General features: G+C 72.6%; 19 protein-coding genes. 7 read left to right on the top strand and 12 right to left on the bottom strand.

Annotation, left to right across the window (positions count from 1 at the left end; genetic code table 11):
- Positions 1-31: 31 nt before the first annotated feature.
- The 7 genes from ACWEN6_RS22020 to ACWEN6_RS21990 form a co-directional block, all read right to left on the bottom strand.
- The gene (locus tag ACWEN6_RS22020) at positions 32-1,063 is read right to left on the bottom strand and encodes a pseudouridine synthase (RefSeq protein WP_452572325.1); all 1,032 of its coding nucleotides are present in this window, start codon (positions 1,061-1,063) and stop codon (positions 32-34) included.
- A gap of 947 nt (positions 1,064-2,010) precedes the next feature.
- Entirely contained in the window at positions 2,011-2,613 is a 603-nt protein-coding gene (scpB, locus tag ACWEN6_RS22015) for an SMC-Scp complex subunit ScpB (protein ID WP_452572323.1), read from the bottom strand.
- Complete coding sequence (locus ACWEN6_RS22010; RefSeq protein ID WP_452572321.1) at positions 2,603-3,505, bottom strand: segregation and condensation protein A; 903 nt, start codon at positions 3,503-3,505, stop codon at positions 2,603-2,605. The genes scpB and ACWEN6_RS22010 overlap by 11 nt, the downstream gene beginning before the upstream one ends.
- A gap of 85 nt (positions 3,506-3,590) precedes the next feature.
- A complete protein-coding gene (locus ACWEN6_RS22005; RefSeq protein WP_380827359.1) occupies positions 3,591-4,517 on the bottom strand; it encodes a ParA family protein in 927 nt (308 codons plus the stop codon).
- Positions 4,518-4,607: 90 nt separating this feature from the next.
- Complete coding sequence (locus ACWEN6_RS22000; protein WP_452572319.1) at positions 4,608-5,483, bottom strand: site-specific tyrosine recombinase XerD; 876 nt, start codon at positions 5,481-5,483, stop codon at positions 4,608-4,610.
- A gap of 71 nt (positions 5,484-5,554) precedes the next feature.
- Complete coding sequence (locus ACWEN6_RS21995; protein ID WP_452572317.1) at positions 5,555-6,211, bottom strand: NUDIX domain-containing protein; 657 nt, start codon at positions 6,209-6,211, stop codon at positions 5,555-5,557.
- Complete coding sequence (locus tag ACWEN6_RS21990) at positions 6,208-7,878, bottom strand: CTP synthase (protein ID WP_452572315.1); 1,671 nt, start codon at positions 7,876-7,878, stop codon at positions 6,208-6,210. Before ACWEN6_RS21990 ends, ACWEN6_RS21995 begins: the two co-directional genes overlap by 4 nt.
- Before the next feature lie 153 nt (positions 7,879-8,031).
- Here ACWEN6_RS21990 and ACWEN6_RS21985 point away from each other — a divergent pair, with 153 nt between their 5' ends.
- From ACWEN6_RS21985 to ACWEN6_RS21975, 3 genes are all read left to right on the top strand, one after another.
- Positions 8,032-8,967, top strand: coding sequence for an acyltransferase (locus ACWEN6_RS21985; RefSeq protein WP_452572313.1), 936 nt, complete (start codon positions 8,032-8,034; stop codon positions 8,965-8,967).
- A 73-nt stretch (positions 8,968-9,040) separates the two neighbouring features.
- Positions 9,041-10,180, top strand: a complete 1,140-nt coding sequence (locus tag ACWEN6_RS21980) for a nitronate monooxygenase (RefSeq protein ID WP_452572311.1) — start codon at positions 9,041-9,043, stop codon at positions 10,178-10,180.
- Between the two features lie 119 nt (positions 10,181-10,299).
- Complete coding sequence (locus ACWEN6_RS21975; RefSeq protein WP_452572309.1) at positions 10,300-10,905, top strand: DUF4126 domain-containing protein; 606 nt, start codon at positions 10,300-10,302, stop codon at positions 10,903-10,905.
- 128 nt (positions 10,906-11,033) lie between these two features.
- On the opposite strand, the gene uvrB is transcribed toward ACWEN6_RS21975, so the two are convergent.
- Positions 11,034-13,142 carry an excinuclease ABC subunit UvrB gene (gene uvrB, locus ACWEN6_RS21970; RefSeq protein WP_452572307.1) on the bottom strand — a complete coding sequence of 703 codons (2,109 nt, stop codon included), beginning with the start codon at positions 13,140-13,142 and terminating at the stop codon, positions 11,034-11,036.
- A 161-nt stretch (positions 13,143-13,303) separates the two neighbouring features.
- Between uvrB and ACWEN6_RS21965 the strand changes: the two genes are divergently transcribed.
- From ACWEN6_RS21965 to ACWEN6_RS21955, 3 genes are read left to right on the top strand one after another with little or no spacing between them, the layout of a single operon-like run.
- A complete protein-coding gene (locus ACWEN6_RS21965; RefSeq protein ID WP_452572305.1) occupies positions 13,304-14,332 on the top strand; it encodes a hypothetical protein in 1,029 nt (342 codons plus the stop codon).
- 7 nt (positions 14,333-14,339) lie between these two features.
- A complete protein-coding gene (locus ACWEN6_RS21960) occupies positions 14,340-14,990 on the top strand; it encodes a hypothetical protein (RefSeq protein ID WP_452572303.1) in 651 nt (216 codons plus the stop codon).
- 10 nt (positions 14,991-15,000) lie between these two features.
- Positions 15,001-15,810 carry an inositol monophosphatase family protein gene (locus ACWEN6_RS21955; protein WP_452572301.1) on the top strand — a complete coding sequence of 270 codons (810 nt, stop codon included), beginning with the start codon at positions 15,001-15,003 and terminating at the stop codon, positions 15,808-15,810.
- Here the strand turns inward: ACWEN6_RS21955 and ACWEN6_RS21950 are convergent.
- Positions 15,800-16,990 (bottom strand): SLC13 family permease, encoded by a 1,191-nt coding sequence (locus tag ACWEN6_RS21950; RefSeq protein WP_452572299.1) that lies wholly within the window; start codon positions 16,988-16,990, stop codon positions 15,800-15,802. The genes ACWEN6_RS21955 and ACWEN6_RS21950 overlap by 11 nt on opposite strands.
- 318 nt (positions 16,991-17,308) lie before the next feature.
- Between ACWEN6_RS21950 and ACWEN6_RS21945 the strand changes: the two genes are divergently transcribed.
- Entirely contained in the window at positions 17,309-23,125 is a 5,817-nt protein-coding gene (locus ACWEN6_RS21945) for a WD40 domain-containing protein (protein WP_452572297.1), read from the top strand.
- A 50-nt stretch (positions 23,126-23,175) separates the two neighbouring features.
- Here the strand turns inward: ACWEN6_RS21945 and coaE are convergent, their stop codons facing one another.
- From coaE to rpsA, 3 genes are all read right to left on the bottom strand, one after another.
- Positions 23,176-23,781: a dephospho-CoA kinase gene (gene coaE / locus ACWEN6_RS21940; RefSeq protein ID WP_452572295.1), complete on the bottom strand. Its 606-nt coding sequence runs from the start codon at positions 23,779-23,781 to the stop codon at positions 23,176-23,178.
- Positions 23,782-23,802: 21 nt separating this feature from the next.
- Positions 23,803-24,261 (bottom strand): GNAT family N-acetyltransferase, encoded by a 459-nt coding sequence (locus ACWEN6_RS21935; RefSeq protein ID WP_354918854.1) that lies wholly within the window; start codon positions 24,259-24,261, stop codon positions 23,803-23,805.
- Positions 24,262-24,603: 342 nt separating this feature from the next.
- Entirely contained in the window at positions 24,604-26,085 is a 1,482-nt protein-coding gene (rpsA, locus tag ACWEN6_RS21930) for a 30S ribosomal protein S1 (protein ID WP_452572293.1), read from the bottom strand.
- Positions 26,086-26,265 lie beyond the last annotated feature (180 nt).

Here is a 26,265-nt window from a genome sequence, read left to right as displayed (position 1 = left end):
GGCGTCGGGTCGTGCTCCGCTTCCCGCCAGGCTACATTCCCACGGTGGCGTAGAGTTCGCCGACCTCCACGAGGGTGAGCGCGCGCAGGGTGCCCGGCTTGAGCCGGCCGAGCTTGACCGGCCCGAACTCGATGCGGGCCAGGTCGATTACGTTGTGACCGGCGAGCTCCAGCATGCGCCGCACGACGTGCTTGCGCCCCTCGTGCAGGACGACCTCGACCAGGGCCTGCTGACCGTGCTCCTGCACGATCTTGAACTCGTCGGCCTTGACCAGGCCGTCCTCCAGCTCGACGCCCGACTTCAGCCGGCGGCCCAGGTCGCGCGGAATGGGCCCGGGCACCTTGGCCCAGTACTTCTTCTGCACGCCGAAGCTCGGGTGGGTCAGCCGGTGGGCCAGCTCGCCGTCGTTGGTGAGGATGATCAGGCCCTCGGTCTCGGTGTCCAGGCGCCCGACGTGGAACAGCCGCTCGGTGCGGTCGGCCACGTAGTCGGCCAGCGACGGACGGCCCTCGGGGTCGGACATGGTGCTGACGACGCCGATCGGCTTGTTGATCGCGAAGTAGACCAGGTCGGGGGCGGTCGGGATGCGCTTGCCGTCGACGTGGATGACCTGCTTGGCCGGGTCGACGCGGGCGCCGAAGCGCCGCACGACCTGGCCGTCCACGGTGACCCGTCCCTCGCCGATCATCTCCTCGCAGGTGCGCCGTGCCGCGACGCCGGCCTGGGCGAGGACCTTCTGCAGCCGGATGCCGTCGGGCACCTCGGTGGTGTCGCGCTCGTCGGTGTAGCCGGCGGGGAAGAAGTCGGGGTCGCGCAGCGGCTGGCGGGCGGTCTTGAACGCGCCGCCGCGCTGGGGACGGGCGGCCTGCCCGCGCCCGGCCGGGGCGCCGGAGCGCGTCGCCTTCCCGCGCGCCGCGGGAGCGCCGCCGCGACCGGCCGCGTCGCGGCCCGCGGGCGCGGCGCCACGGCCGAAGCGGTCCTGCGCCCGGCCGCCCTCGGGGCGGCCGTAGCGGCCACGGGTGCCGGCGGACGAGCCGCCGAGCGAGCCGCCAATGGTCTGCACCTCGTCGCGCCGGCCCTCACGCCGGTCGTCGCGCCCGTACCGGCCGCCGGAGCCGCCGGCGAAACGGCCCTCGTCGCGGACGGGCCGGTCGCGGCCGGTCTCGTCCCTGCCGTAGCGCTCGCGGGAGCCGCCGCGCGGAGCCGCGCGGTCGTCGTCGCGGAAGGAACTCCGGCGGTCGTCGCCGAAGGAGCCGCGCCGCTCGTCACTCCGGAACGGGGGACGGCGGTCATCACCGCGCGGGGCACCGCCCCGGTCGCCACCGAAGGAACCCCGGCGGTCGTCACCACGGGACGGACCGCCCCGGTCGCCACCGAAGGAACCCCGGCGGTCGTCGCCGAAGGAACCGCGCCGCTCGTCACTCCGGAACGGGGGACGGCGATCATCGCCGCGCGGGGCACCGCCCCGGTCCCCACCGAAGGAACCCCGGCGGTCATCACCACGGGACGGACCGCCCCGGTCATCGCGGAAGGAACCCCGGCGGTCGTCGCCGAAGGAACCGCGCCGCTCGTCACTCCGGAACGGGGGACGGCGATCATCGCCGCGCGGGGCACCGCCCCGGTCCCCACCGAAGGAACCCCGGCGGTCATCACCACGGGACGGACCGCCCCGGTCGCCGCGGAAGGAGCCCCGGCGGTCGTCACCACGGGACGAACCGCCCCGGTCGTCACGGAACGAGCCCCTGCGGTCGTCGCCGAAGGAGCCACGCCGCTCGTCGCCCCGGAACGGGGCACGGCGGTCGTCGCCGGACGCCCCGCCTCGGTCGTCGCCCGGCCTGCCGTATCGCGCGCGAGAGCCGCTCTGGCCGCCTCCTCGCGGGCCGCCTCCGCTCCGGAAGCCGCCGGAGCCGCCACGGGCTCCGGCCCCTCCACGGGAGCCTGAGGCGCCGCCGGGGGCGCCGCCGCGTCCTCGACCGCGTCCATCACCGGACGGGGTACCACGCCTGTTGTTCACTTCTGATGCTCCTCTAGGTTTTCCACGTCGTCGGGGAGGAACGGGGCGAGCGCGGGCAGCTCGTCGAGGCTCCGCAGCCCCAGCCTCTCCAGGAAGTACGAGCTCGTGCGGTAGAGCACCGCCTGGCTCTCGGGATCGGTGCCGGCCTCCTCGACCAGCCCGCGCGCCGCCAGCGTGCGCATGACGCCGTCGCTGTTGACCCCTCGTACGGCGGCGACCCTCGCCCGGCTCACCGGCTGGCGGTAGGCCACGACCGCGAGGGTCTCCAGGGCGGCCTGCGTCAGACGGGCCTGCTGCCCGTCGCGGACGAAGCGCTCCACCACCGCGGCGCACCCGGCCCGCGTGTAGAGACGCCAGCCTCCGGCGACCTCCCGCAGATCGAAACCCCGCCCTTCGGCGGTGTATTCCGCCGACAGCTCGCGCAGGGCCTCGGCGACCTCGCGCGAGGGGCGCTCGAGCACCTGGGCCAGGGTGACCTCGGCGACCGGCTCGTCGACGACGAGCAGGATGGCCTCCAGGCCGGCCCGCAGGCCCGGCTCGGCGGTCTCGCCGGCGGGGACGGGCGCGTCGCCGGGCGGGCGCCCGGCGTCAGGACTCATCGGCTGCATCTTCGCTCTCTCGGCCTTCGGGGTGCGGCCGGCCGTCGGCGTCGTCGCCGTCCTGCCGGTCGCGGTCGCCCGCGGGGCCCTCGTCGTAGTCGTCGACCACCGCGACGTCTCCGTCGTCGGCGCCCGTCCAGGTCACGTGCAGATCTCCGAGCGGCTCTATCTGCTCGAAGGAGACCGCGGCCTCCCGGTAGAGCTCAAGGACGGCCAGGAAGCGCGCGATGACCTCGAAGGTGCCCGCGCAGTCGGCGGTCAGGGCCCGGAACGTCGCGGTGCGCACGCGCCGGAGCCGCTGCACAAGGATAGCCGCTTGCTCGCGGACGTTGGCGACCGGTTGGTAGATGTGGGCGGTGGACACCGACGGCGCGGCCTTCGGCGTGAACACCCTCGCCGCGATCTTGGCCAGCCGCTCGGGGCCGATGCCGAGCACCAGTTCGGGCAGCAGCCCCGCGAACTGCGGCTCCATCGGCACCGACCGGGGGAAGCGCAGGGCCTCCTCGGCCATCCGACCGGCGAAGACCTTCGCGACCTCCTTGTAGGCGCGGTACTGCAGCAGGCGGGCGAACAGCAGGTCGCGGGCCTCCAGCAGCGCCAGGTCCTCCTCGTCCTCCACCTCGCCCGTGGGCAGCAGGCGGGCGGCCTTGAGGTCCAGGAGAGTGGCGGCGACGAGCAGGAAGTGGCTGGCCAGGTCCAGATCCCACTCGGGGCCGCGGGAGCGGATGTGCGCGATGAACTCGTCGGTCACCTGGTGCAGGGACACCTCGGTGATGTCGAGCTTGTGCTTGGAGATCAGCGCGAGCAGCACGTCGAAGGGGCCTTCGAAGACCTCCAGGTGCACCTGGAAGGCGTCCGGCCTGGCCTGCGCCGTCTCGGGCTGTGGGGTCACCGGCCCATTGTCCCGCACGGCGGCCGCCGCCGCGCGGGACCGCCCTCACGGCCGGCGGTGCGGACCGGTCGGCGGTGCGGGCGGATCAGCCCTCCTGTGACCAGCGGGCCAGGACCTCGCGGGCCAGCTCACGGTAGGCCGTGGCGCCCATGGAGGCGGAGTCGAACTGGGTGATCGGCTCGCCCGCGAGGGTGGCGTCGGGGAACCGGACGGTGCGGTTGATCACCGTGTGGAAGACCTTGTCGCCGAAGCCCTGCATGATCGTCTGGAGTACCTCGCGCGCGTGCAGCGTGCGCGGGTCGTACATGGTGGCCAGGATGCCGTCGATCTCGAGGTTCTTGTTCAGGCGCTCCTGCACCTTGGTGATCGACTCCATCAGCAGGGCGACGCCCCGCAGCGCGAAGAACTCGCACTCGAGCGGCACCATGACGCTGTGCGCGCAGGTCAGCGCGTTCACCGCCAGCAGGCCGAGCGAGGGCTGGCAGTCGATCAGGCAGATGTCGTAGTGCGGGAGCAGCGGCTCCAGCGAGCGCCCGAGGGCGTACTCGCGGGCCACCTCGTTGACCAGCCGGATCTCGGCGCCGGACAGGAAGATGTTGCTGGGCAGCAGGTCCATGTTCTCGACGCTGGTGGCCAGCAGCACGTCCTCGGCGGTGACGTCCTGCTCTTCCATGATCAGGTCGTAGATGGTCGCCTCGAGCGGGCGCGGGTCGATGCCCAGACCGACCGAGAGCGCGCCCTGCGGGTCGAAGTCGACGAGCAGGACCTTCTGCCCGCACTCGGCGAGCGAGGCCCCGAGGTTGATCGTCGTGGTGGTCTTGCCGACGCCGCCCTTCTGGTTGACCATGGCCACGACCCTCGCGGGGCCGTGCGTGGTCGGGGGCACCGGATCTGGGAAGACGGGACGCGGCCGGCCGGTGGGACCAAGGATCCCGTCGCTCCTGGTGTCACCCCATCCACCCTCGGGGGCACCGGGAATCTCCCGGATTGAAGCGTCTGTGGTCGCAGTCACCAGTTGAACCTCCCTGACGGCCCCGAACCGGACCGTCCGGACGGACACTATGGGGTGGGCACGTAAGCGGCAAGGCGACGCGCCCGAGAGCTATGAAGTTGGACGATCGGCCCCGTCTTGGACCGCCGCGTAGGCCGCGCGGAGCCGGTCGACCCCGACGAGGGTGTAGACCTGGGTGGTCGCGACCGAGGCGTGGCCGAGCAGTTCCTGGACAACCCTAACGTCCGTTCCTCCGTCAAGGAGGTGAGTTGCGAACGAATGGCGCAACATGTGCGGCGAGACACCGGTCAGCCCGGCCCGCTCGGCGGCCGACCGCAGCACCTCCCAGGCCCCCTGGCGGGTGAGCCGGCCTCCGCGGGCGTTGAGGAACAGCGCCGCGCTGCCGCCCCCCTGCGCCCAGATCAGCGGCCGTGCCCGCGCCAGGTAGGCGCCGAGGGCCTCCCGGGCGAACCGGCCGATCGGCACCACGCGGGCGCGCCCGCCCTTGCCCCGCAGCCGCACCCGCTCGGGCTCCACGTCCTCCACGGTCATCCCCACGGCCTCGGAGATGCGCGCCCCCGTGCCGTACAGCACCTCCAGCAGGGCCCGGTTGCGGTGGGTCAGCGGCGCGTCCTTCGGCCCGGCGGCGGCGATGAGCCGCTCGACCTCGGCCACCCCGATCGCCTTGGGCAGATGGCGCAGCCGGCTCGGCGGGTGCACCTCGCGCGCGGGGTCGTGCGCCGTCATCCCCTCGCGCGCGGCGAACCGGTGGAGCCCGCGCACGGCCGAGACGGCCCTGGCGGCCGAGCTGGCCACCAGGGCGGGATGACGCTCGTCGCCCTCGCGCAGGGCCGTCAGGAACGCCTCGACGTCCGCCTCGGCCACCTGGGCCAGGGACGGGCACCCGCGCGAGCGCAGGTGCTCCAGGTAACGCCGAAGGTCACGCCGGTAGGAGGCGAGGGTGTTGACCGCCAGGCCCCGCTCCACCGCGAGGTGGGCGAGGTAGGCGGCGGACGCGGCCTCGGCGTCGGCGTGTGCGCTCAGGACGGGACCTCCTGTCAGGCCTCCTCGGCGTCGGCGGGACGCAGGGTGGCGAAGCCGTCCGGCAATGCGGCGTACGCGGCGAGAATACCCGCGACGGCGGGACCATTGTGGATCATTCCGCTCAGCGCCTTATGCACGGCTTCGAGCAGCGGAACCCATACGACGGGCATGTCCACCTCCTCGTGCCGGCGCACGAACGCCATCTCCTCCTCGGGGATCGCCTCCAGATCGCGGGCCAGGAAGATGCGGATGCTCTCGTCGGACATCCCCGGCGAGGTGAAGGTGTCCAGCAGCGTGTGCCAGGTCTTCGCCCGGTAGCCGGACTCCTCGGCCAGCTCGCGCGCCGCGCACTCGGCCGGCGGCTCGCCCTTGACGTCCCGGATGCCGGCGGGCAGCTCCCACAGCAGCTTGCGCACCGGATGGCGGTACTGCCGCAGCAGCAGCACCCGGTCGTCCTCGTCGAGCGCGACGACGGCGACCGAACCGGGATGCACGACGTAGTCGCGCTCGGCGACCTCGTCGCCGGGCATGCTGACCGTGTCGGTGCGCACCGTGATCACCCGCGCCGTGAGGTGGACGCGCTCGCCCCGCACCTCCCAGGATGCGGGCACGTCCTGGACGTCTTCGGCGCTCGGTTCGCGGGCGGGCGGGCGGCCCGGGGCGGGGCTCACGCGCCCCGCCCGGCCTTGGCGACGGCCTCGCGCACGTCGGCGTAGGTCAGCGCCGCGTCGATCAGGCCGCGGAACAGCGGGTGCGCGCGGGTCGGGCGGGACCGGAACTCCGGGTGCGCCTGGGTGCCGACGAAGAACGGGTGCGTGTCGGCGTCCAGCTCGGCGTACTCGACGAGCCTGCCGTCCGGGGACAGCCCGGAGAACACCATGCCGACCTTCTCCAGCCGTTCGCGGTAGGCGTTGCCGACCTCATAGCGGTGGCGGTGGCGCTCGCTCACCGTGCCCGTGCCGTACAGCCCCCGCACGATCGACCCCTCGGCGAGCCGGGCGGGGTACAGGCCGAGCCGCATGGTGCCGCCCATGTCGCGCTCGCCCGCCACCACGTCCTCCTGGTCGGCCATGGTGCTGATCACCGGGTCGGCGGTGCCGGGGTCGAACTCGGTGCTGTCGGCGCCCTCGATGCCGGCCAGGTTGCGGGCGGCCTCGATGACCATGCACTGCATGCCCAGGCAGATGCCGAGCAGCGGGACCTGCCGCTCTCGGGCGTGCCGAACCGCGCCGAGCTTGCCCTCGATGCCGCGCACGCCGAAGCCGCCGGGGATGAGCACACCGTCCACGCCGTCGAGCTCGCGCTCGGCGCCCTCGGGGGTCTCGCAGTCGTCGCTCTTGACCCAGCGGATGTTGACCCGCGCGTCGCAGGCGAACCCGCCGGCGCGCAGCGCCTCGGTGACCGACAGGTAGGCGTCGGGCAGGTCGATGTACTTGCCCACCAGCGCGATCGTGACCTCCTTGGCCGGGCGGTGCACCCGGCGCAGGAGCTGGTCCCACTCGTGCCAGTCGACGTCGCGGAACGGCAGGCCGAGGCGGCGGATCACGTAGGCGTCCAGGCCCTCGGAGTGCAGGACCTTCGGGATGTCGTAGATGCTCGGCGCGTCCACGGCCGACACCACGGCGTCCTCGTCCACGTCGCACATGAGGCTGATCTTGCGCTTGAGCGAGGTGGTGATGGGCCGGTCGGAGCGGCAGACGATGGCGTCGGGCTGGATGCCGATGCTGCGCAGCGCGGCGACCGAGTGCTGGGTCGGCTTGGTCTTCAGCTCGCCGCTCGGGCCGATGTACGGAAGCAGCGAGACGTGCAGGAAGAAGACGTTGTCCCGGCCGACCTCGTGGCGGACCTGGCGCACGGCCTCGAGGAAGGGCAGCGACTCGATGTCGCCGACGGTGCCGCCGACCTCGGTGATGACCACGTCCACGTCGGGGCCGGCCATGCCGCGGATGCGGTCCTTGATCTCGTTGGTGATGTGCGGGATCACCTGGACGGTGTCGCCGAGGTACTCCCCGCGCCGCTCCTTGGCGATGACGTTGGAGTACACCTGGCCGGTGGTGACGTTGGCCGAGCCGTGCAGCTCGGTGTCCAGGAACCGCTCGTAGTGACCCACGTCCAAGTCGGTCTCGGCGCCGTCGTCGGTGACGAAGACCTCGCCGTGCTGGAAGGGGTTCATGGTGCCGGGGTCGACGTTGAGGTAGGGGTCCAGCTTCTGCATGGTGACCCGCAGGCCGCGGAGCTTCAGCAGGCGCCCCAGGCTCGAGGCTGTCAGCCCTTTGCCGAGACTGGAGGCGACGCCTCCGGTGACGAACAGATGCTTGGTGTTTGCGGCGCTGCGCAAGGAGGGTCTCCCGTGGTCCGTTCTGATCGTGGCCGTCCGACGGGCGACCTCGTGTCCACGGGCTCTCAGGATATCAAAGGACGCTCGCGAAGTGCCCGAACGGTCCGGGGCGTCCGTTCCCTGCATGCTAACCAAGCGGTAACTTTTCCGGTTATGTCACCCCGTGATGCACTACGCCGGATCATCAACGGCCTCATCCACCGCGCGTGGGCCGCGATCCGCGCGACCGGAGCGGTCACGCCCAAGACCCCGGCCGGGTACCGCTTCCGCCGCCTCGGCGAGGGGGCGTGCCTCTCGTTCCCGCAGGGAGCGATCTTCGGGGAGGCGTGGATCGAGATCGGCGACCACACGCTGGTCGGGGAGCGCGTCTCCATCTCGGCCGGCATGGGACCGGGGGTCGACCTCGGCCCCCGGTCGATCGTCCGCGTCGGCGGCGGCTGCTCCATCGGGCGCGGCAGCCACATCGTCGGCCACCAGTCGATCGACATCGGCGACGACGTGTTCACGGGACCGTACGTCTACATCACCGACCAGAACCACGTGTACGACGACCCCGAGCTGCCCATCGGCCGCCAGTGGCCGCGCAACAACCCGGTGTCCATCGGGTCCGGCTCCTGGATCGGCGCCGGGGCCGTCATCCTGCCCGGCACCCGCATCGGCAGGCAGTCGGTCGTCGCCGGCGGCGCGGTGGTGCGCGGCGAGTTCCCCGACCACTGCGTCATCGCCGGCGTCCCGGCCCGCGTCGTGCGCCGCTACACCCCCGAAACCGGCTGGCACTCCCCCTCCGAGGCCCCACCGCCTCCCGGTGACTCCCCATCTCCGGCCGACCTCGCGGCCGCGGAGATCCTCCCGGCGCCGGACGGTCCCGCTATCCGGGAGGACCCCGCGATCCCGGACGACCCCGCGGACCTGGACGACCCCGCGATCCCGGACGACCCCGCGGACCTGGACGACCCGGCACTCATGGACGACCACTCGCCCGTCCCCGGACAGATGCCGGCGCCGATCCCCGCGCCGGTCGCCGCACCCGCCTCCGCGCCGATTCCCGAGCCGGTCTCCGAACGGGCCGCCTCGCTGCCCCGCACCTGACCGCCGGCCGCCCGGCACGCATCGTCCGGTAACGGACCTGGACCGGGGCGGTCGTGCGGGTTACCGTCGCGGCATGCGGACGGGAATCAGTGACATGTTCGAGGTCGAGTTCCCTCTGTTCGCCTTCAGCCACTGCCGGGACGTGGTGGCCGCGGTGACCAACGCGGGCGGGTTCGGCGTCCTCGGCGCGGCGGCCCACTCCCCCGAGCAGCTCGACCGCGAGCTGTGCTGGATCGACCGGCAGGTGCGCGGCCGGCCGTACGGCGTGGACGTGCTCGTCCCCACGCGCATCGACCGGGCGGCGGCCGACCCCGCCGAGCGGCTGCTCGACCACATCCCCGAGGTCCACCGCGACTTCGTCACCCACCTGTTCGCCAAGTACGGCGTGGGCAAGGGCAAGCCCTTCACGCTCGGCTCGGTCGGCGGCCACGCCGACGAGGTCGGGCGCCGGGTCACGCACTCCGGCGCGACCGGTCTGGTCGACGTGGCGCTCCGGCACCCGATCCGCCTGATCGCCAGCGCGCTCGGCCCGCCGCCCCCGGCCATGGTCGCCAAGGCCCGCGCCGCCGGAGTGCCGATCGCCGCGCTGGTCGGCACGGTCGAGCACGCCCGCCGCCAGGTCGCAGCCGGAGCCGACCTGATCGTCGCCCAGGGCACCGAGGCCGGCGGGCACACCGGCGAGGTGTCCACGATGGTGCTCGTCCCCCAGGTCGTGGACGCCGTGGCGCCGATCCCGGTGCTCGCGGCGGGCGGCGTGGCGAACGGCCGGCAGATGGCCGCGGCGATGGCCCTAGGCGCCGAGGGCGTGTGGTGCGGCTCGGTCTGGCTCACCACCGAGGAGGCCGAGACCCCCTCGGTCGTCAAGCGCAAGATGCTCGCCGCCACCTCCCTGGACACCGTGCGGTCGAGGGCGCGCACCGGCAAGCCGGCGCGGCAGCTCGTCTCGGCCTGGACCACCGAATGGGACGAGGCCCCAGAGAGCCCCGGGCCGCTGCCGATGCCCCTGCAGATGCTCCTCGCCGAGGGGGCTCTGGCCCGCATCGGCGACGCGGCCGAGAACGGCGAGCCGGGCGCCCGGGAACTGGCGAACTACTTCGTCGGCCAGGTCGTCGGCCAGCTCGACCAGGTCAAACCGTCCCGCCAGGTCGCCTACGAGATCATCGAAGAGTTCGCCTCGGCCGTCGACCGGCTGCGGCGGATCACCGGCGCCTGATCCCGCCGCCGCCCGTTCGAACATTCACACGACTTCGCGGGGCCGTGCTTGACGACGGGAACGATGGGCATCTGCTCATTCGTCTTCTCCATCGGAAAGCATGGAAAGGTGGAGGTGCGATGCTCGCGGCGCTGACCGGTCTCGGGCTGTCCACGGCCGCGGGGCTCAACGCCTACATCCCGCTGCTGGTGGTCGGCCTGCTGGCCAATTTCACGAACGCCGTCCGGCTGCCGCACGACTACGCGTGGCTGACCAACGGGTGGGTGCTGGCCATCATCGGCGTGCTGCTGGTGGCCGAGATGGTGCTCGACAAGGTGCCGGTCGTCGACCACGTCAACGACATGATCCAGACGGCCGTGCGTCCCGCCGCCGGCGGCGTGGCCTTCAGCGCCACACAGGCGGCCTCGCAGCTCGACCACTCCACCTGGATGGCGCACAACCCCTGGGTGAGCTGGGTGCTCGGCATCGGCGTCGCCCTGGCGGTGCACGTGATGAAGGCCACGGCCCGGCCGGTCGTCAACGTCTCCACCGCGGGTGTCGGAGCCCCGGTGGTCAGCACCATGGAGGACGCCGGGGCGCTGGGCATGAGCCTGGTCGCCGTCTTCTTCCCGGTGCTGGTCGTCGTGGGGCTGGTCGTGCTGGCCGTCCCGGCCTGGTGGGCCTTCCGCCTCCTGCGCCGGCGCCGCGCCCGCAAGATGGCCCCCCGCCTCCCGCAACCCTCATGACCGCCCCGCCACCCCGGGGCCGGACGCCGCCGCCGGCGGCGTCTCACACCCGGCCGAGGCCCGCGTAAGCGCAGGACCTCGGCCACTGGGTGGGCGCCGGTCAGTGGACGGCGGTCAGTGGACGCCGGTCAGTGGACGCCGGCCTCCCGCATGTCGCGGACTTCGCGTTTGAGCTCCTTGATCTCGTCGCGGAGGCGGGCGGCGACCTCGAACTGCAGGTCGGCCGCGGCGGTGTGCATCTGCTCGGTCAGCGACTGGACCAGCGACTCCAGCTGGGCCCTCGGCATCTCGCCGGCGATGGCCTTGGCGTGCTGGCCGGTCTGGCGGGCGCTCAGCCCCGGGACCGGCGCCTTGCCGCGGCTCTGCTGGCGGCCGCCGCCGAGGAGCTGCTCGGTGTCGGCGTCCTCCCGGACGAGGGAGTCGAGGATGTCGGCGATCTTCTTGCGCAGCGGCTGCGGATCGACGCCGTTCGCCTCGTTGTAGGCGACCTGCTTGGCCCGGCGCCGGTTGGTCTCTTCGATCGCGCGCTCCATCGAGGGCGTGACCCGGTCGGCGTACATGTGGACCTGGCCGGAGACGTTGCGCGCCGCGCGGCCGATCGTCTGGATCAGGGAGGTCTCGCTGCGCAGGAAGCCCTCCTTGTCGGCGTCGAGGATGGCCACCAGCGACACCTCGGGCAGGTCGAGGCCCTCGCGCAGCAGGTTGATGCCGACCAGGACGTCGAACTCGCCCATGCGCAGCTCGCGGAGCAGCTCGATGCGGCGCAGCGTGTCGACCTCGCTGTGGAGGTAGCGCACGCGGATGCCGAGCTCGAGGAGGTAGTCGGTGAGGTCCTCCGACATCTTCTTGGTCAGGGTGGTGACCAGGACCCGCTCGTCCTTCTCGGCGCGCTCGCGGATCTCGTGGACCAGGTCGTCGATCTGCCCCTTGGTCGGCTTGACGACCACCTCGGGGTCGACCAGGCCGGTTGGGCGGATGACCTGCTCGACGACCTCGCCCTTGCTGCGGCCGAGCTCGTAGGGCCCCGGTGTGGCGGACAGGTAGACGGTCTGCCCGATGCGCTCGAGGAACTCCTCCCACTTGAGCGGGCGGTTGTCCATGGCCGAGGGCAGGCGGAAGCCGTGGTCGACCAGGGTGCGCTTGCGCGAGGCGTCGCCCTCGTACATCGCGCCGATCTGCGGCACGGTCTGGTGGGACTCGTCCAGGACCAGGAGGAAGTCCTCGGGGAAGTAGTCGAGCAGGGTGTTGGGCGCGGTGCCCGCCTCGCGGCCGTCGATGTGCCGCGAGTAGTTCTCGATGCCGGAGCAGGTGCCGACCTGGCGCATCATCTCGATGTCGTAGGTGGTGCGCATGCGCAGCCGCTGGGCCTCCAGCAGCTTGCCCTGCTTCTCCATGGTGGCCAGGGTCGCGGCCAGCTCGGCCTCGATGTCGCCGATCGCGCGCTCCATGCGCTCGGGGCCGGCGACGTAGTGGGAGGCGGGGAAGATGTAGAGCTCCTCGTCCTCGGTGATGACCTCTCCGGTGAGCGGGTGGAGCGTCGCCAGCTTCTCGATCTCGTCGCCGAACATCTCGATGCGGACGGCGAGCTCCTCGTACTGCGGGATCACCTCGACGGTGTCGCCGCGCACGCGGAAGGTGCCCCGGGTGAAGGACAGGTCGTTGCGTGCGTACTGCATGTCGACCAGGCGGCGCAGGAGCTGGTCGCGCTCGATCTGCTGGCCGACCTTGAGCCGGACCATGCGGTCGACGTACTCCTGCGGGGTGCCGAGGCCGTAGATGCACGACACCGAGGCCACCACGACGGTGTCGCGGCGGGTCAGCAGCGAGTTGGTCGCCGAGTGGCGCAGCCGGTCGACCTCGTCGTTGATCGAGGAGTCCTTCTCGATGTAGGTGTCGGTCTGCGGGACGTACGCCTCGGGCTGGTAGTAGTCGTAGTAGGAGACGAAGTACTCGACCGCGTTGCCGGGCAGCATCTCACGAAGCTCGTTGGCGAACTGCGCGGCGAGCGTCTTGTTCGGCTGCATCACCAGAGCGGGGCGCTGAAGCCGCTCGATGAGCCAGGCCACGGTGGCGGTCTTGCCGGTGCCCGTGGCGCCCAGCAGGACGTTGTCCTTCTCCCCGGCCTTGACCCGCCGCTCGAGCTCGGCGATCGCCGTCGGCTGGTCGCCCGAGGGGGTCATGTCGGTGACGACCTGGAAGGGCGCCACCCTGCGCTGCAAATCAGTTACCGGCCTCACATCTCCATAACCTACGCGCCGCCACCGACAATTCCGCCGCCGCGACGGCGGCCGGCCGCCATCGGCGTCGCGAAGCCCGGCACTGGCCTCCGGTTTACCCTCCCGTTACCATGACCACGGGGCTTACTGATCGTCGAGGCGGGGCGGGCGCCATGGAGCGCATGGGCAGGTTCGTTGCTTGGGTCGGCAAGAACGCCGACGGCGTCATCGCCCTGGTGCTGGCGGTCTTCATCGCCTTCCTCGGCCTGACCGCGAGCGACCAGATCATGGGCCAGCCCAAGAGCGAGCTGATCAGCGGGGTGACCCTGCTCGTGCTGGGCCTGCTCACCGCGGCGATCCTGCGCGACCGGTGGCGGCAGGAGCCCATGGAGGAGACGATCAAGGAGAACTTCCGCACGACCTCCGGCGCGCTGGCCGACCTTCCCGCGCGGCTCGACCGGCTCACCCACCTCGAGGCGGTCGTCCAGAGCGCCAAGCGCGTGCTCGACGACCTGCAGGTGGTGCAGGTGCTCAACGGCGCCGACGAGATCGCCGAGGCACACGCCGAGGCGCGGCGCTCCACCGACCGCTGGTACTTCAAGGGCGGCACGGGCACCTACGTGCGGGCGGTGACCCTCCCCGAGCTGGTCGTGGCCGCCCGCCGCGAGCGCAAGGCCCTGCTCGTGCGCCTGGAGATCATCGACCCCACCCACCTCGGCGTCTGCGAGGCGTACGTGCGCTTCCGCCGGTCGGTGTCCGACGCGCCCGACGGCACCGGCGAGTACTGGACGGTCGACCGCACGCGCAAGGAGTCCTACGCCACCATCCTGGCGGCCTGCTGGTACCGCCAGCGGTTCAGCCTGCTGGACATCCACCTCGGGCTGGCGGCGACCATGACGACGTTCCGGTGGGACCTGTCCGCGAATCATGTGATCATCACGGTGGAGGACCCCAACCGCGCCCTGGTGACCCGGCGCGGCAGCTTCTACTACGACCACTGCGCCACCGAGCTGATCGCTAGCCTCGACCAGGCGAGGCGCGTCCCCCTGGAGTCGGCCAAGGCGACGCAGGTGGGCGAAGAGCCCACCGTCGACGAGGTGCGCAAGCTGTTCGAGGCCCTCGGGCTCGGCCTGCCGAAGGCCTACGGCGACCGCGACGTGGTCGAGATCATCCGCAAGGCCATCCGCGCGAAGAACCCCTACTCGGCATGAGGCCCGAGTGAGGTACGACGACCTGTACGCGGAGCTGGCGTCGGGCGCGGCGCCCCGCGCCCTCCCCGGCCGGGTGCTGCGCCTGCTGCGGGACATCGCGGCGGGCCGGTCGGCGATCAGGGCGGTGCGCCATCCGCTCGGGTTCCTGTGCCTGCCGGTCGAACGAAGCGGCGAGCACGGCGTGTGCGTCCACATCTGGTCGACCGACGTGCCGAGCGTCGCCACCACCACCTCCGGCGTCCACTGCCACAGCTGGGACCTGATCAGCTATGTCCTGTTCGGCCAGGTGCGCAACGAGCTGGCCACGGTGGCCGACCGCGCCGCCGGAGCCTCCCACCGGGTGTTCGAGGTGGTCAGCGCGGGCGATGTGGACAGCATCCGCCCCACCGGGCGCACCGTCTCCTACGCGCCGGGGGCGTCGTCGCTCTACGGCGCCGGCGAGGTCTACACCCTGCGCGCCGGGGTGTTCCACCGCAGCGTGATCCCCGAGGGCACCGACACCGCGACGATCGCGCTGGGCAACGGGCGTCCGGGCATGGCCGATCTGTCCCTCGGGCCGCTCGGCACGCGCCCCCACCGGGTGGTCCGGCGCCGCTGCGACGATGAGGAGACCGCGCGGGCCGCCCGGCTGGCCGCGGAGCACCTGGCGCGAGCATAGGAGGGTCCCGATGGATCTCGAACACGCCCGGCGGGTGGCCGTGGAGGCCGCGGAGGCCGCGGGGACGCTGCTGCGGGAACGGGCCTCGGGCACGTTCGCGATCCGTGCCAAGAACGGCGGCGACCTGGTCACCGACCTGGACGTCGCCGCCGAGAAGCTCCTGCTGGAGCGCATCCAGGCCGCCTTCCCCGCGCATCGCGTGGTGGCCGAGGAGTCCGGCGCGTCCGGGGACGCGGGCGCCGACTGGACGTGGTTCGTCGACCCGCTCGACGGCACCAACAACCTGGCGATCGGCCTGCCGCTGTACGTGGTCGGGCTCGCGCTGTGCCATCAGGGGCTGCCGCGGCTCGGCGTCGTCCACGACCCCGTCGGCGGGCAGACCTGGTCGGCGGTGCGGGGGCAGGGCGCGCTCGGCCCCCACGGGCCGGTACGCCGCCCACAGCGCCCGGCGGGGACGCACGGGCCGGTGCTGGCCTGGACCCAGGGGCACGAGGTCGTCCGCGACGATCCGGCCATGCGGTCGCTGAAGGCGGCGCTCGACCTGCGGGCGCGCAGAGTGCTGCAACTGTGGGCCCCGCTGCTGGGCTGGGTGATGCTCGCGCGGGGCGACATCGACGCGGTGGTGGGCTACCGCGCCGAGGCGGTCGACCTGCCCGGCGGCCTGCTGATCGCGCAGGAGGCGGGCCTGTGCGTGCGGGGGTTCGACGGCAGGCCCTTCGACGGGCGCACCGACCTGCCCGCGCACCGCCGCAACTTCGTCGCCGCCGGCCCCGAGCTGATGGACGACCTGCTCGGGCTGGTCGCCGCCGCTACGCGGTGAGCAGCAGCGCCGTGATCGTGGCGGCGATGCCGGCGGCGCACAGGCCGACGCCGGTGAGCACGAACTTGAGCAAGGGCACCTTCACGGCGCGGCGGCGGCACCACTCGAACCACAGCAGCGTCGCCAGCGACCCCCACGGGGTGATCACCGGCCCGACGTTGGTGCCGATGAGGAGCGAGAGCAGCTGGTCGTGGTTGGCCGGGGGGATCACCCGCTCGCCGGCGTAGTAGGCGGGCAGGTTGTTGACCAGGTTGGACAGCCCCGCCCCGGCCGCGGCGGCGCGGTAGTCGCCCGCGGTGTCGCCCGTGCCGCCGATGATCGCGCGCATGAGGTCGTCGAGCCCGTACCGGCTCAGCGTGGGCACCACGAGGAACAGCCCGGTCACGAAGACCAGCAGCTGCCAGGGGAACAGCCCCCAGGTCAGCTTGGAGCGGTCGCGCCACGCGAAGGCCGCGATCACCAGGACGGCCGCCACCGCCGCGGCCGCGCCGATCGGGATCCCGGCGAGGATGGCCGCGATGAACAGCAGGCAGGCGCCGCCCGCGACGAAGAACAGCACCCGGTCGCCCACCGGGGCCGGGGACGGCGGCTGGTACCGGTCGGCGCCCCGCTCGCCGCGCCGCCAGTAGAAGACCCACAGGAACAGCATGGTCACGGCGATCGAGGCGACCTGCGGCGCCCACATGCGCACGGCGAAGTCGCGGGTGGACAGCCCGACCCGGTCCATGGCGAGCAGGTTGGTCAGGTTGGAGACCGGCAGCAGCAGGCTCGCGGTGTTGGCCAGCCAGATGGTGGTCATCGCCAGGGGCAGGGTGGCGATGCGCGCGCGGGGCGCCAGGGCCAGCATGACCGGCGTGAGCAGCACCGCCGTGGTGTCCAGGTTCAGAAATATCGTGACAAATGACGCGAAAGCCGTGCAGAGCAGGAAAAGAGCGGCATAGTTGCCGCGTCCGATGATCGCGAGCCGGCCGGCGAGGACGTCGAAGACGTCGGCCTCCTTGGCCAGCTCCGCCAGCACGATGACCGCCGCCAGGAAGAGCAGCAGCGGCCCGATGCGCCGCACGTTGGCGAGGGCCTCCTCCGCGGGCAGCAACCCGGTCGCGACGCATGCCAGGCCCACGGCGAGCACCCCGAGCCGGACCCAGTCCAGCACCGCCAGCCGCCGTATCACGCTGGCCATGATCGCATACCCATGAGAGATCGAAATCCTCCAAAGCCCCGGCGCAGCAGAGGATAATGGCTTTCCTGACAGCACGGCGCCCCGGGGGCGGCCCTGACGGGCGGTTCCGATGAGCGGTTCTGATGAGCGGTTCTGATGAACGGTTCTGATGAGCCGTACTGCCGGGCGGGACTGCCGGGCGACGCGGACGGGCCGTCGCGGCGAGCCGGGAGGCACGCCGGGGCGAGCGCGCGGCGCGAGCGCGGAAAAGGACGTCGAGCACAGGGCGGTCACGCCGGGGGTCACGCCGGGTGGCGCAGGCGAGCGATGGGAGTCCGCATGGACGGTGGCGACGGCGCGCGGATCGACATCTTCGTCAGCTACTCCCCCGCCGACGAGCGGTGGGCGGGCTGGATCGCCTGGCAGCTGGAGACCGCCGGATACCGCACCATGCTCCAGGCGTGGGACTTCGTCCCCGGCACCAACTTCGTCGACTTCATGGACCGGGGCGTCAGCCAGGCCAAGCTGATGGTGGCGGTGCTGTCCAACAACTACCTCGGGTCCCGCTTCGGACGGCAGGAGTGGCTCACCGCCTTCCGCGCCGACCCCGACAATCCCGGCAACCGGCTGGTGACGATCCGCATCGAGGAGTGCCCGCTCGAAGGGCTGCTGTCGACGATCACGTGGGTCGACCTGGTCGGCGTGACCGATGCCGGGCAGGCCAGGTCGCTGCTGCTGGACCGCATCCGGCACACGCTGGCGGGCCGGGCCAAGCCCGCCGAGCAGCCCGGCTTCCCCGGCGGACCGGCCAAGACCATCCCCGGCACCCTGGTGCGGGACGCGGCCGGCGGGCGCCCCGCCCACCAGGGCGCCATCGGCGTTCCCCACCCGGCGGCCGGCGCCGCGATCGGCGTGCCGCTTCCGGGCCCGGACGCCGTGAGCCGCGTCCCCGGCGGGGGCGGGGAGACGCCGGGCGCGCGGCACCGGCGCAGGACGCCCGTGACCCCGCCCGCGTTCCCGGCGGCGGCGTCCGTCCGGCGCGAACGCCGGGCGGTCACGGTGCTGCACGTCGCCGGGCCGCGCTTCGGGCGCGGGCTCGCCGAGGCGGACGAGCCGCTCGGCGCCGGCGAGCTTCAGTCCAGCGTGTGGGCCGATCTGACGCGCCTGGCCGACGCCGGGGTCCCCCGTCCCGACCTGCTGCTGGTCACCGGCGACATCACCGAGTCGGGCAGCGTCCGCGAGTACGGCGAGGCGCTCGCGTTCCTGACCGGGCTGCGCGTGCTCCTCGGCCTCGAACAGCGCAGGCTGGTCATCGTGCCCGGCCCCCGCGACGTCACCAAGGCGGCGAGCCGGGCGTACTTCGCCACCTGCGAGGCCGACGACGTGGCGCCCGAACCGCCCTACTGGCCCAAGTGGCGGCACTACTCCGGCCTGTTCAAGGACCTCTACCAGGGGCTGGCCGACCCCGAGTTCGACAGCGCCCAGCCCTGGAGCCTGTTCGCCGACCCCGAGCTGAAGGTCGTGGTCGCCGGGCTCAACTCCACCATGGCCATGAGCCACCGCGAGGAGGACGCCTACGGCCACATCGGGCAGGCCCAGGCCGCCTGGTTCGCCGAGCGCCTGCGGCCGTTCGAGGAGACCGGCTGGCTGCGCGTCGGGGCCGTCGGCCATCCCCCCTCCGCCCTGCGCGACCGGGGCACGCTCGAACGGCTGCTCGGCACCCGGCTCAACCTGCTGCTGCACGGCGGCGGCCCCGACGAGGTCGGCCACATCGGCGAGCTGCCCTGCGTGCCGTCCCTCGCGCCGGGGCGCCACCAGATCATCGAGATCACCCCCGACGGCATCCGCCGCTGGGCGCGCGACCGCGAGGAGATCTCCCCTCCAGACGAGATCGCCTACGATCGGCGCTCCGTGCACGGCACCTTCCCACCGGTGAGCGCCGTCGAGCAGGCCGCTCTGGACCCTCTGCAGGCCCCTCCGGACTCCGGCGCCGAGCCCGAGCGCGAGGCGAGCCCGTCGAGCCTGCTGCTGGACCGCGTCGCCGAGGTGTGCGAGACGCGCAGCGACCGAGCCAAGATCCGCAAGGTGCCGGGCGAGCCGCCGCACCTGCTGGTCACCGTCGCCGAGGACGGCTTCGTCCGCCAGCAGCTCATCGGCGCGCACGCGGGCCCGGTCTCCGCGGAGGAGGTGTCGGCCTTCCTGCGCCAGGTGCACGCCGCCGGCCTGGAGCACGGCTCCGAGCTGGTGTACCAGGGGCCCGGCCCCTCGCGCGCCGTCCGCGACGACGCCCTGCGGCGCGGCGTGCGGCTGCGCAGCTTCACCGAGTTCCAGGGGCTGCTCGACCTGTCCGACCACGTCGCCGACCAGACGGCGCGGCTGGTGAGCGACCGGCGTTATCCCCCCGGCCTGTACGTGGCGCAGCGCTACCGCGAGGTCGACCGCGCCGGCCAGGGCGTCCGCGACGATCTCACCGGCGAGCTGATGCGGCTGCTGGCCGCCGACCACGGCCGGTTCGTGCTGCTGCTCGGCGACTTCGGGCGCGGCAAGACCTTCGCCCTGCGGGAGGTCGCGCGCAGGATCCCCGCCGAGCTGCCCCATCTGACGCCGATCCTCATCGAGCTGCGCGCGCTGGACAAGGCGCATTCGGTGGACGGGCTGGTGGCCGCGCACCTGGCCAACCACGGCGAGGAGCTCATCGACCTCAAGGCCTTCCACTACATGCTGCGCCAGGGCCGCATCGTGCTGCTGTTCGACGGGTTCGACGAACTGGTCACCCGGGTCACCTACGAGCGCGCGGCCGACCACCTCGACACGCTGCTGCAGGCCGCCGAGGACAAGGCCAAGATCGTGGTGGCCAGCCGCACCCAGCACTTCAAGTCGCACGCCCAGGTGCTGACCGCGCTGGGCGAGCGGGTCGGCACGCTGCCGCACCGGCGGGTGCTCAGCGTCGAGGAGTTCACCCCCGCGCAGGTGCGCGCCTATCTCGCCAACCGGTACGGCGGGGACGAGCGGGCCGCCGCCGACCGCATGAGCCTGCTGACCGGCATCTCCGACCTGCTCGACCTCGCGCAGAACCCCCGCATGCTGAGCTTCATCGCCGACCTGCCCGACGAGCGGCTGCGCGCGGTGGCCCAGGCGGGCGAGGCCATCAGCGCCGCCGGCCTGTACTCGGAGATCCTGGACAACTGGCTGCTGTTCGAGGAGCGGCGCACGCACGTGCCCGGCGCGCCGGGCGGGCTGAGCGCCGAGGAGCTGCGGCGGGCGGCGACCACGCTGGCGCTGCGCCTGTGGGAGAACGGCGAGTCCTACCTGCGGCCGTCCGAGCTCGCCGAGGTCGCCGAGACGCTCGCCGAGCCGGCCGGCGGCCGCCTGCCGGCCGGCCAGACCGCGCACGCGATGGGCACCGGCAGCCTGCTCGTCCGCACCGACGAGGGACTGTTCGGCTTCATCCACTCCTCGGTGATGGAGTGGATGGTGGCCTGCCACATCGCGCGCACGCTCGGCGAACACCTCGCGCTGCGCCCGCTGTCGGCGCTGATGGTCGACTTCCTGTGCGACCTGGCCGACACCGGCCGGCTCCAGGCGTGGGCGGCCCGCACGCTCGCCGACCCCGCGGCCGACGACACCGCGCGCGCCAACGCCATCAAGATCACCACCAGGCTGCGCACGCCCGCCAGGACCGACCTGCGGGGCGCGCGGCTGCACGGCGAAGACCTGTCCTACCGCGACTTCGCGGGGGTGGACCTCAGCGGCGCCGACCTGACCGACGCCCAGCTCGTGGGCGCCAACCTGACCCGCGCGATCCTGCGCGACGCCCGCCTCAACGGCGCGCGGCTCGACGAGGCCGTCCTCGCGGGCGCCGACCTGCGGGGCGCCGACCTGACCCGCGCCCGGCTCCCCCGGGCCGACCTGCGCGACGTCGCCACCGACGGCGGCCGCTGGGACCGCGCGGCGCTGATCGACGTCACCGCCTCCCCCGCGTTGGCGACCGCCCCCGCCCTGCGCGGCGCCGCCATCGCCCCGGGCCACCCCGTGACGCCCGAGCTGGCGCCCCCGCTCGTCGGCGTGCCCTACGGCTACCACTTCCAGAGCAGCCGGCTGCCGGAGCCGGTGGCCTACAGCCCCGACGGCGGGCTGCTGGCCTTCGGCAGCGAGGACGGCGGGGTGCTGGTGTGCGACAGCGTCAGCGGATCACCGCTGCGCACACTGCACGGTCACCGGGGGCGGGTGTACAAGGTGGCGTACGGGCCGGGGATGCTCGTCACGGGCGCCGCGGACGGCACCATCCGCATCTGGGACCCCTCCACGGGGGCCGAGCGCCTGGTCATCACCGGGCACGCCGAAGGGGTCTGGCCGGTCGTGCTCAGCCCGTCCGGCGAGCTGGTGGCCGCGGGCGGCGCCGACGGCGTGATGAACGTGTGGTCGGCGGCCACCGGCGAGCCGGTGGCCTCGCTCCCCGGGCACACCACCCCCATCTACACCGCGGTCTTCCTGCCCGGCAGGCTCGTGACCGGCGACGCGGGGGGCGCCATCCGCGTCTGGGACCTCGCCACCGGGCGGCTCAGCCACCGGCTCACCGGCCACCAGGGCACGGTCTACCGTCTCGCCCTCAGCCCGGACGGCCGCCTGCTGGCCGCGGGCGACCACACCGGAGCGGTCAAGATCTGGGATCCGGCGAGCGGCGATCTACTGCACGATCTGCGCGGCCATACCGGCCGGGTCTATGCCCTGGACTTCCACCCCTCCGGGGACCTGCTGGTCTCCGGTGACACCTCCGGCGCCGTCCGCCTGTGGGATCCGCGCCGCGGGCGGCCGGAGGGCGCGCTGCCGAGCCACTCCGGCGCGGTCTACCAGGTGCTCTTCGGCCCCGGCGGTGACACGCTCGCCACGGGTGACAGCAACGGTGTGGTGCGCATGTGGGAGCCGGACACCGGCCGCCAGCGCGCCGAGCTCGCGGGCCACCGCGGGTCGGTGTGGCCGTTCGTCTTCCGCCCGGACGGCCGGCAGCTCGCCACCGCGAGCAACGACGGCACCGCGCGCCTGTGGGACCCCGAGACGGGCCAGTGCCGCCAGACGCTGCGCGGCCACGGGCGCCGCATCACCGCCGCGCGGTTCAGCGCCGACGGCACCATGCTGGCCACCTGCGGCAACGACGGGTACGTCCGGCTGTGGGACCCGCGCACCGGACGCCGGCTGCGCGAGCTGACCGGCGCCGCCGACCGGCTCATCTCGGCGATCTTCAGCCCGGCCGGTCCGCTGCTCGCCACCGCGAGCAACGACGGCGGCGTCTACCTGTGGAACGTGGCGGCGGGCACCTTCGAGCGCGAGCTCAACGTGGAGACCGACCACGTCTGGGCCGAGGCGTTCAGCCCGGACGGCGAGATCCTCGCCACCGCCAACGACGACGACAGCGTCCGGCTGTGGTACCGCACCTCGGGACGGGAGGTCGGCAACCTCGCCGAGCACCGCGGGCGGGTGCGCTCGATCGCGTTCAGCCCGGACGGCGCCACCGTCGCCACCGGATGCGACGACCGCGTGGTGAGGTTGTGGGATGTGCATTCCGGCGCGCGGCTGGCCGCCCTCGAAGGGCACACCGACCGGGTGTACGCGGTGCGGTTCGACCCCACGGGAAGGCTGCTGGCCAGCGCGGGCAACGACGGCACCGCCCGCGTCTGGCGGCTCGGCGCCGAGGGCGACGCCTGGGCGGCCGACCCGCTGCACACGCTGAGACGCCACACCGGGCGCCTCTGGACGGTGGACTTCAGCCCGGACGGCACCCGGCTCGCCACCGCGGGCGACGACCTGGTCGTGCGGCTGTGGGACGCCGCGTCGGGACGCCATCTGCACACCCTGGTCGGCCACACCCGCCGCGTCTGGTCGGTGGCGTTCTCCCCCGCGGGCGACGTGCTCGCCAGCGCGGGCGACGACGGCGTGGTGATCCTGTGGGACCTGACCGCGGAGGTGCCGACCCAGCGGACCACGCTCCTCGGGCTGTCGGAGGGGTGGGCGGCGATCAGCCCGGACGGCCGGTACAAGATCGAGGGAGAGGTCACCGGGCAGTTCTGGTACGTCATCGGCATGTGCCGGTTCGACCCGGGCGAGCTGGACCCGTACCTGCCCGCCGTCCGGCAGATCGCCCTGGACGCCCCCTTCTGACCCCTTCTGCCCCCGGCGCCCGGGTCCCTGAAGAGGCGGAGCCGTCTTGGTCAGGCGTCGGCGGTGCGGTGTCGCTGGATGCGGGCCCAAACCTCGTCGACCCGGGCGTCGAGGTCGTCGAGGTCGCCCTCGTTCGGGACGACGATGTCGGCGATCTTCAGCCGGTCCTCCCGGGTGGCCTGCGCCTTGATGCGGGCGACGGCGTCCTGTTCGGCCATGCCGCGCAGGCCGGTGAGCCGGGCCAGCCGCGTCCGGTCGGAGGCGTCCACCACGACGACCAGGTCGTACATCGGCGCCAGGTTGTTCTCGGCGAGCAGCGGCACGTCGTAGACCACGACGGCGTCGGCGGGCGCGGCGCGCTGCAACTCGGCCACCCGCTCGCCGACCCTCGGATGCACGATCTCGTTCAGCCGCGCGAGCTTGCCGGAGTCGGCGAACACGATCTGCCCGAGCTTCTCGCGGTCGAGCGAGCCGTCCTCGCGCAGGACCTGCGGGCCGAAGGCCGCCTCGATGAGCGCGAGCCCGCTGGTGCCGGGCTCGACCACCTCACGCGCGATCTTGTCGGCGTCGATGACCACGGCGCCCCGCGCGGCCAGGCGCCGGGCGACCTCGCTCTTGCCCGACCCGATGCCGCCCGTGAGCCCGACCTTCACCATGAACGCAAAGCGTAGCCAACGCTAGGCGGGCTTGCGCATGTGGACCATGGTCAGGTGCTCGTGGACGCGCTCGCGCCGGGTCTCGCGGTAGCCGAGACGGCGGTACAGGCGCAGGTTGCCCTCCGACAGATGGCCGGTGAACAGGTCGAACGCCTCGACCTGCGGGCTCAGCTCGCCCTCCACGGCCTTCATCAGCGCGGTGCCGAGCCCCTGCCCCTGCCGGTCCGGGGCCACCACGAGCCGGCCGATGAGGCCGCTGCGCTCGCCGAGCCGGCCGCGTACCGAGCCGACGATGCGGCCGGACTCGACGGCCTTGAGCACCGTCGCCGACGCGATCGCCCCGCGCAGGCCCTCCAGCGACTCCACCAGCGGCGCGATGAACGGGTCTCCGTACAGCTGCGCCTCGACCACATAGGCGGCCCGCTGGAGGGTGAGGATCTCCCCGGCGTCCTCGGGCCGGGCCCGCTCGATCGGCGTCACCCGCCCACTGTAGGGCCGCGCCCGGACGGCCACACCTCGGCGGCGCGGAAAGGGCCACAGGCCGGGTTCGGGGCGAATCGCTCCCGGGGAGCACGTCCGAGCTCCGGTGAAGCACACAGGACCGCACAGGGCCGCACGGGGAGGCCCAGCGGCACGCAGGGCCGCGCAGGCATGCACAGGAAGGCACAGGCGGCACGCAGGGCCGCGCAGGCAGGCACAGAAGGGAGGGGCCGCGCACAGGGCCGCGCCGGGCCGCACAGGGCCCGCGCGGGGGTTCTGGGACGCGAAAAGGGCCCCACCGGAGTGGGGCCCTTTCGTCGCCGTCAGCGGTCGTTCAGAGCGTCAGCTCTGGCCGCCCGCCAGCTTCTCCCGCAGAGCCGCCAGGGCCTCGTCGGAGGCCAGGGCGCCCGCGGCCGGAGCCGAGCCGCTGCTGGAAGAGGACGAGGGAGGCGTCTCACCGGAGTAGGACGACGGCCCCGCGGCCTCGGCCTCCTCGGCGCGAGCCTTCTCGACCTGCGTCTTGTGGGCCTCGAAGCGGGTCTGGGCCTCGGCGTACTGCCGCTCCCACTCCTCGCGCTGCTTGTCGTAGCCCTCGAGCCACTCGCCGGTCTCGGAGTCGAACCCGTCGGGGTAGATGTAGTTGCCCTGGTCGTCGTAGGTCGCCGCCATGCCGTACAGCGTGGGGTCGAACTCGACGTCAGCGCCCATCGCGCCCTCGTTGGCCTGCTTGAGCGACAGCGAGATGCGCCGACGGTCGAGGTCGATGTCTATGATCTTCACGAAGATCTCGTCGCCGACCTGGACGACCTGCTCGGGGATCTCGACGTGGCGCTCGGCCAGCTCGGAGATGTGGACCAGGCCCTCGATGCCCTCCTCGACCCGGACGAACGCGCCGAACGGCACCAGCTTGGTGACCCGGCCGGGAACGACCTGGCCGATCTGGTGGGTGCGGGCGAACTGCTGCCAGGGGTCTTCCTGCGTCGCCTTGAGCGAGAGGGAGACGCGCTCGCGCTCCATGTCGACGTCGAGAACCTCGACGGTGACCTCCTGGCCGACCTCGACCACCTCGGAGGGGTGGTCGATGTGCTTCCAGGACAGCTCGGAGACGTGGACCAGACCGTCGACGCCGCCGAGGTCCACGAATGCGCCGAAGTTGACGATCGAGGAGACGACGCCCTTGCGGACCTGACCCTTCTGCAGGGTGTTGAGGAAGGTCTGGCGGACCTCCGACTGGGTCTGCTCGAGCCAGGCACGGCGGGAAAGAACCACGTTGTTGCGGTTCTTGTCCAGCTCTATGATCTTGGCCTCGAGCTCACGGCCGACATACGGCTGCAGATCGCGGACCCGGCGCATCTCGACCAGGGAGGCCGGCAGGAAGCCGCGCAGCCCGATGTCGAGGATCAGACCGCCCTTGACGACCTCGATGACCGTGCCGGTGACGATGCCGTCCTCGTCCTTGATCTTCTCGATCGTGCCCCAGGCGCGCTCGTACTGCGCGCGCTTCTTGGAGAGGATCAGCCGGCCTTCCTTGTCCTCCTTCTGGAGGACCAGGGCCTCGACGTGCTCTCCGACCTCGACGACCTCGGCCGGGTCGACATCGTGCTTGATCGAGAGCTCGCGCGAGGGGATGACACCCTCGGTCTTGTAGCCGATGTCGAGCAAGACCTCGTCTCGATCGACCTTGACGACGGTGCCTTCGACGATGTCGCCGTCGTTGAAGTACTTGATGGTCTCGTCGATCGCGGCGAGGAAGGCCTCCTCGGAACCGATGTCGTTGACCGCTACCTGCGGGGTGCTCGAGGTGGCCTCAGTGCTGCTCGTCATGTGTGGAATTGCTCCGAACGCGGACAGATGTCGATGTGGCGGACGCGCGGCAGGCCCTCTTTATCGCTCAAGCCGAGGATGGTCGGGATGACCCGTGGTCGACATGACCGAGCGCGAGCCCGCTCCGTCCGAGGCGCACGCGAGCCCACAGCGCAGCGATCAGCATATGAGAGTACGCGG

Source organism: Sphaerisporangium sp. NPDC004334 (assembly GCF_053602655.1).
Note: the sequence above shows the minus strand (reverse complement) of the source record. Positions and strands in the feature narration are given on the sequence as shown.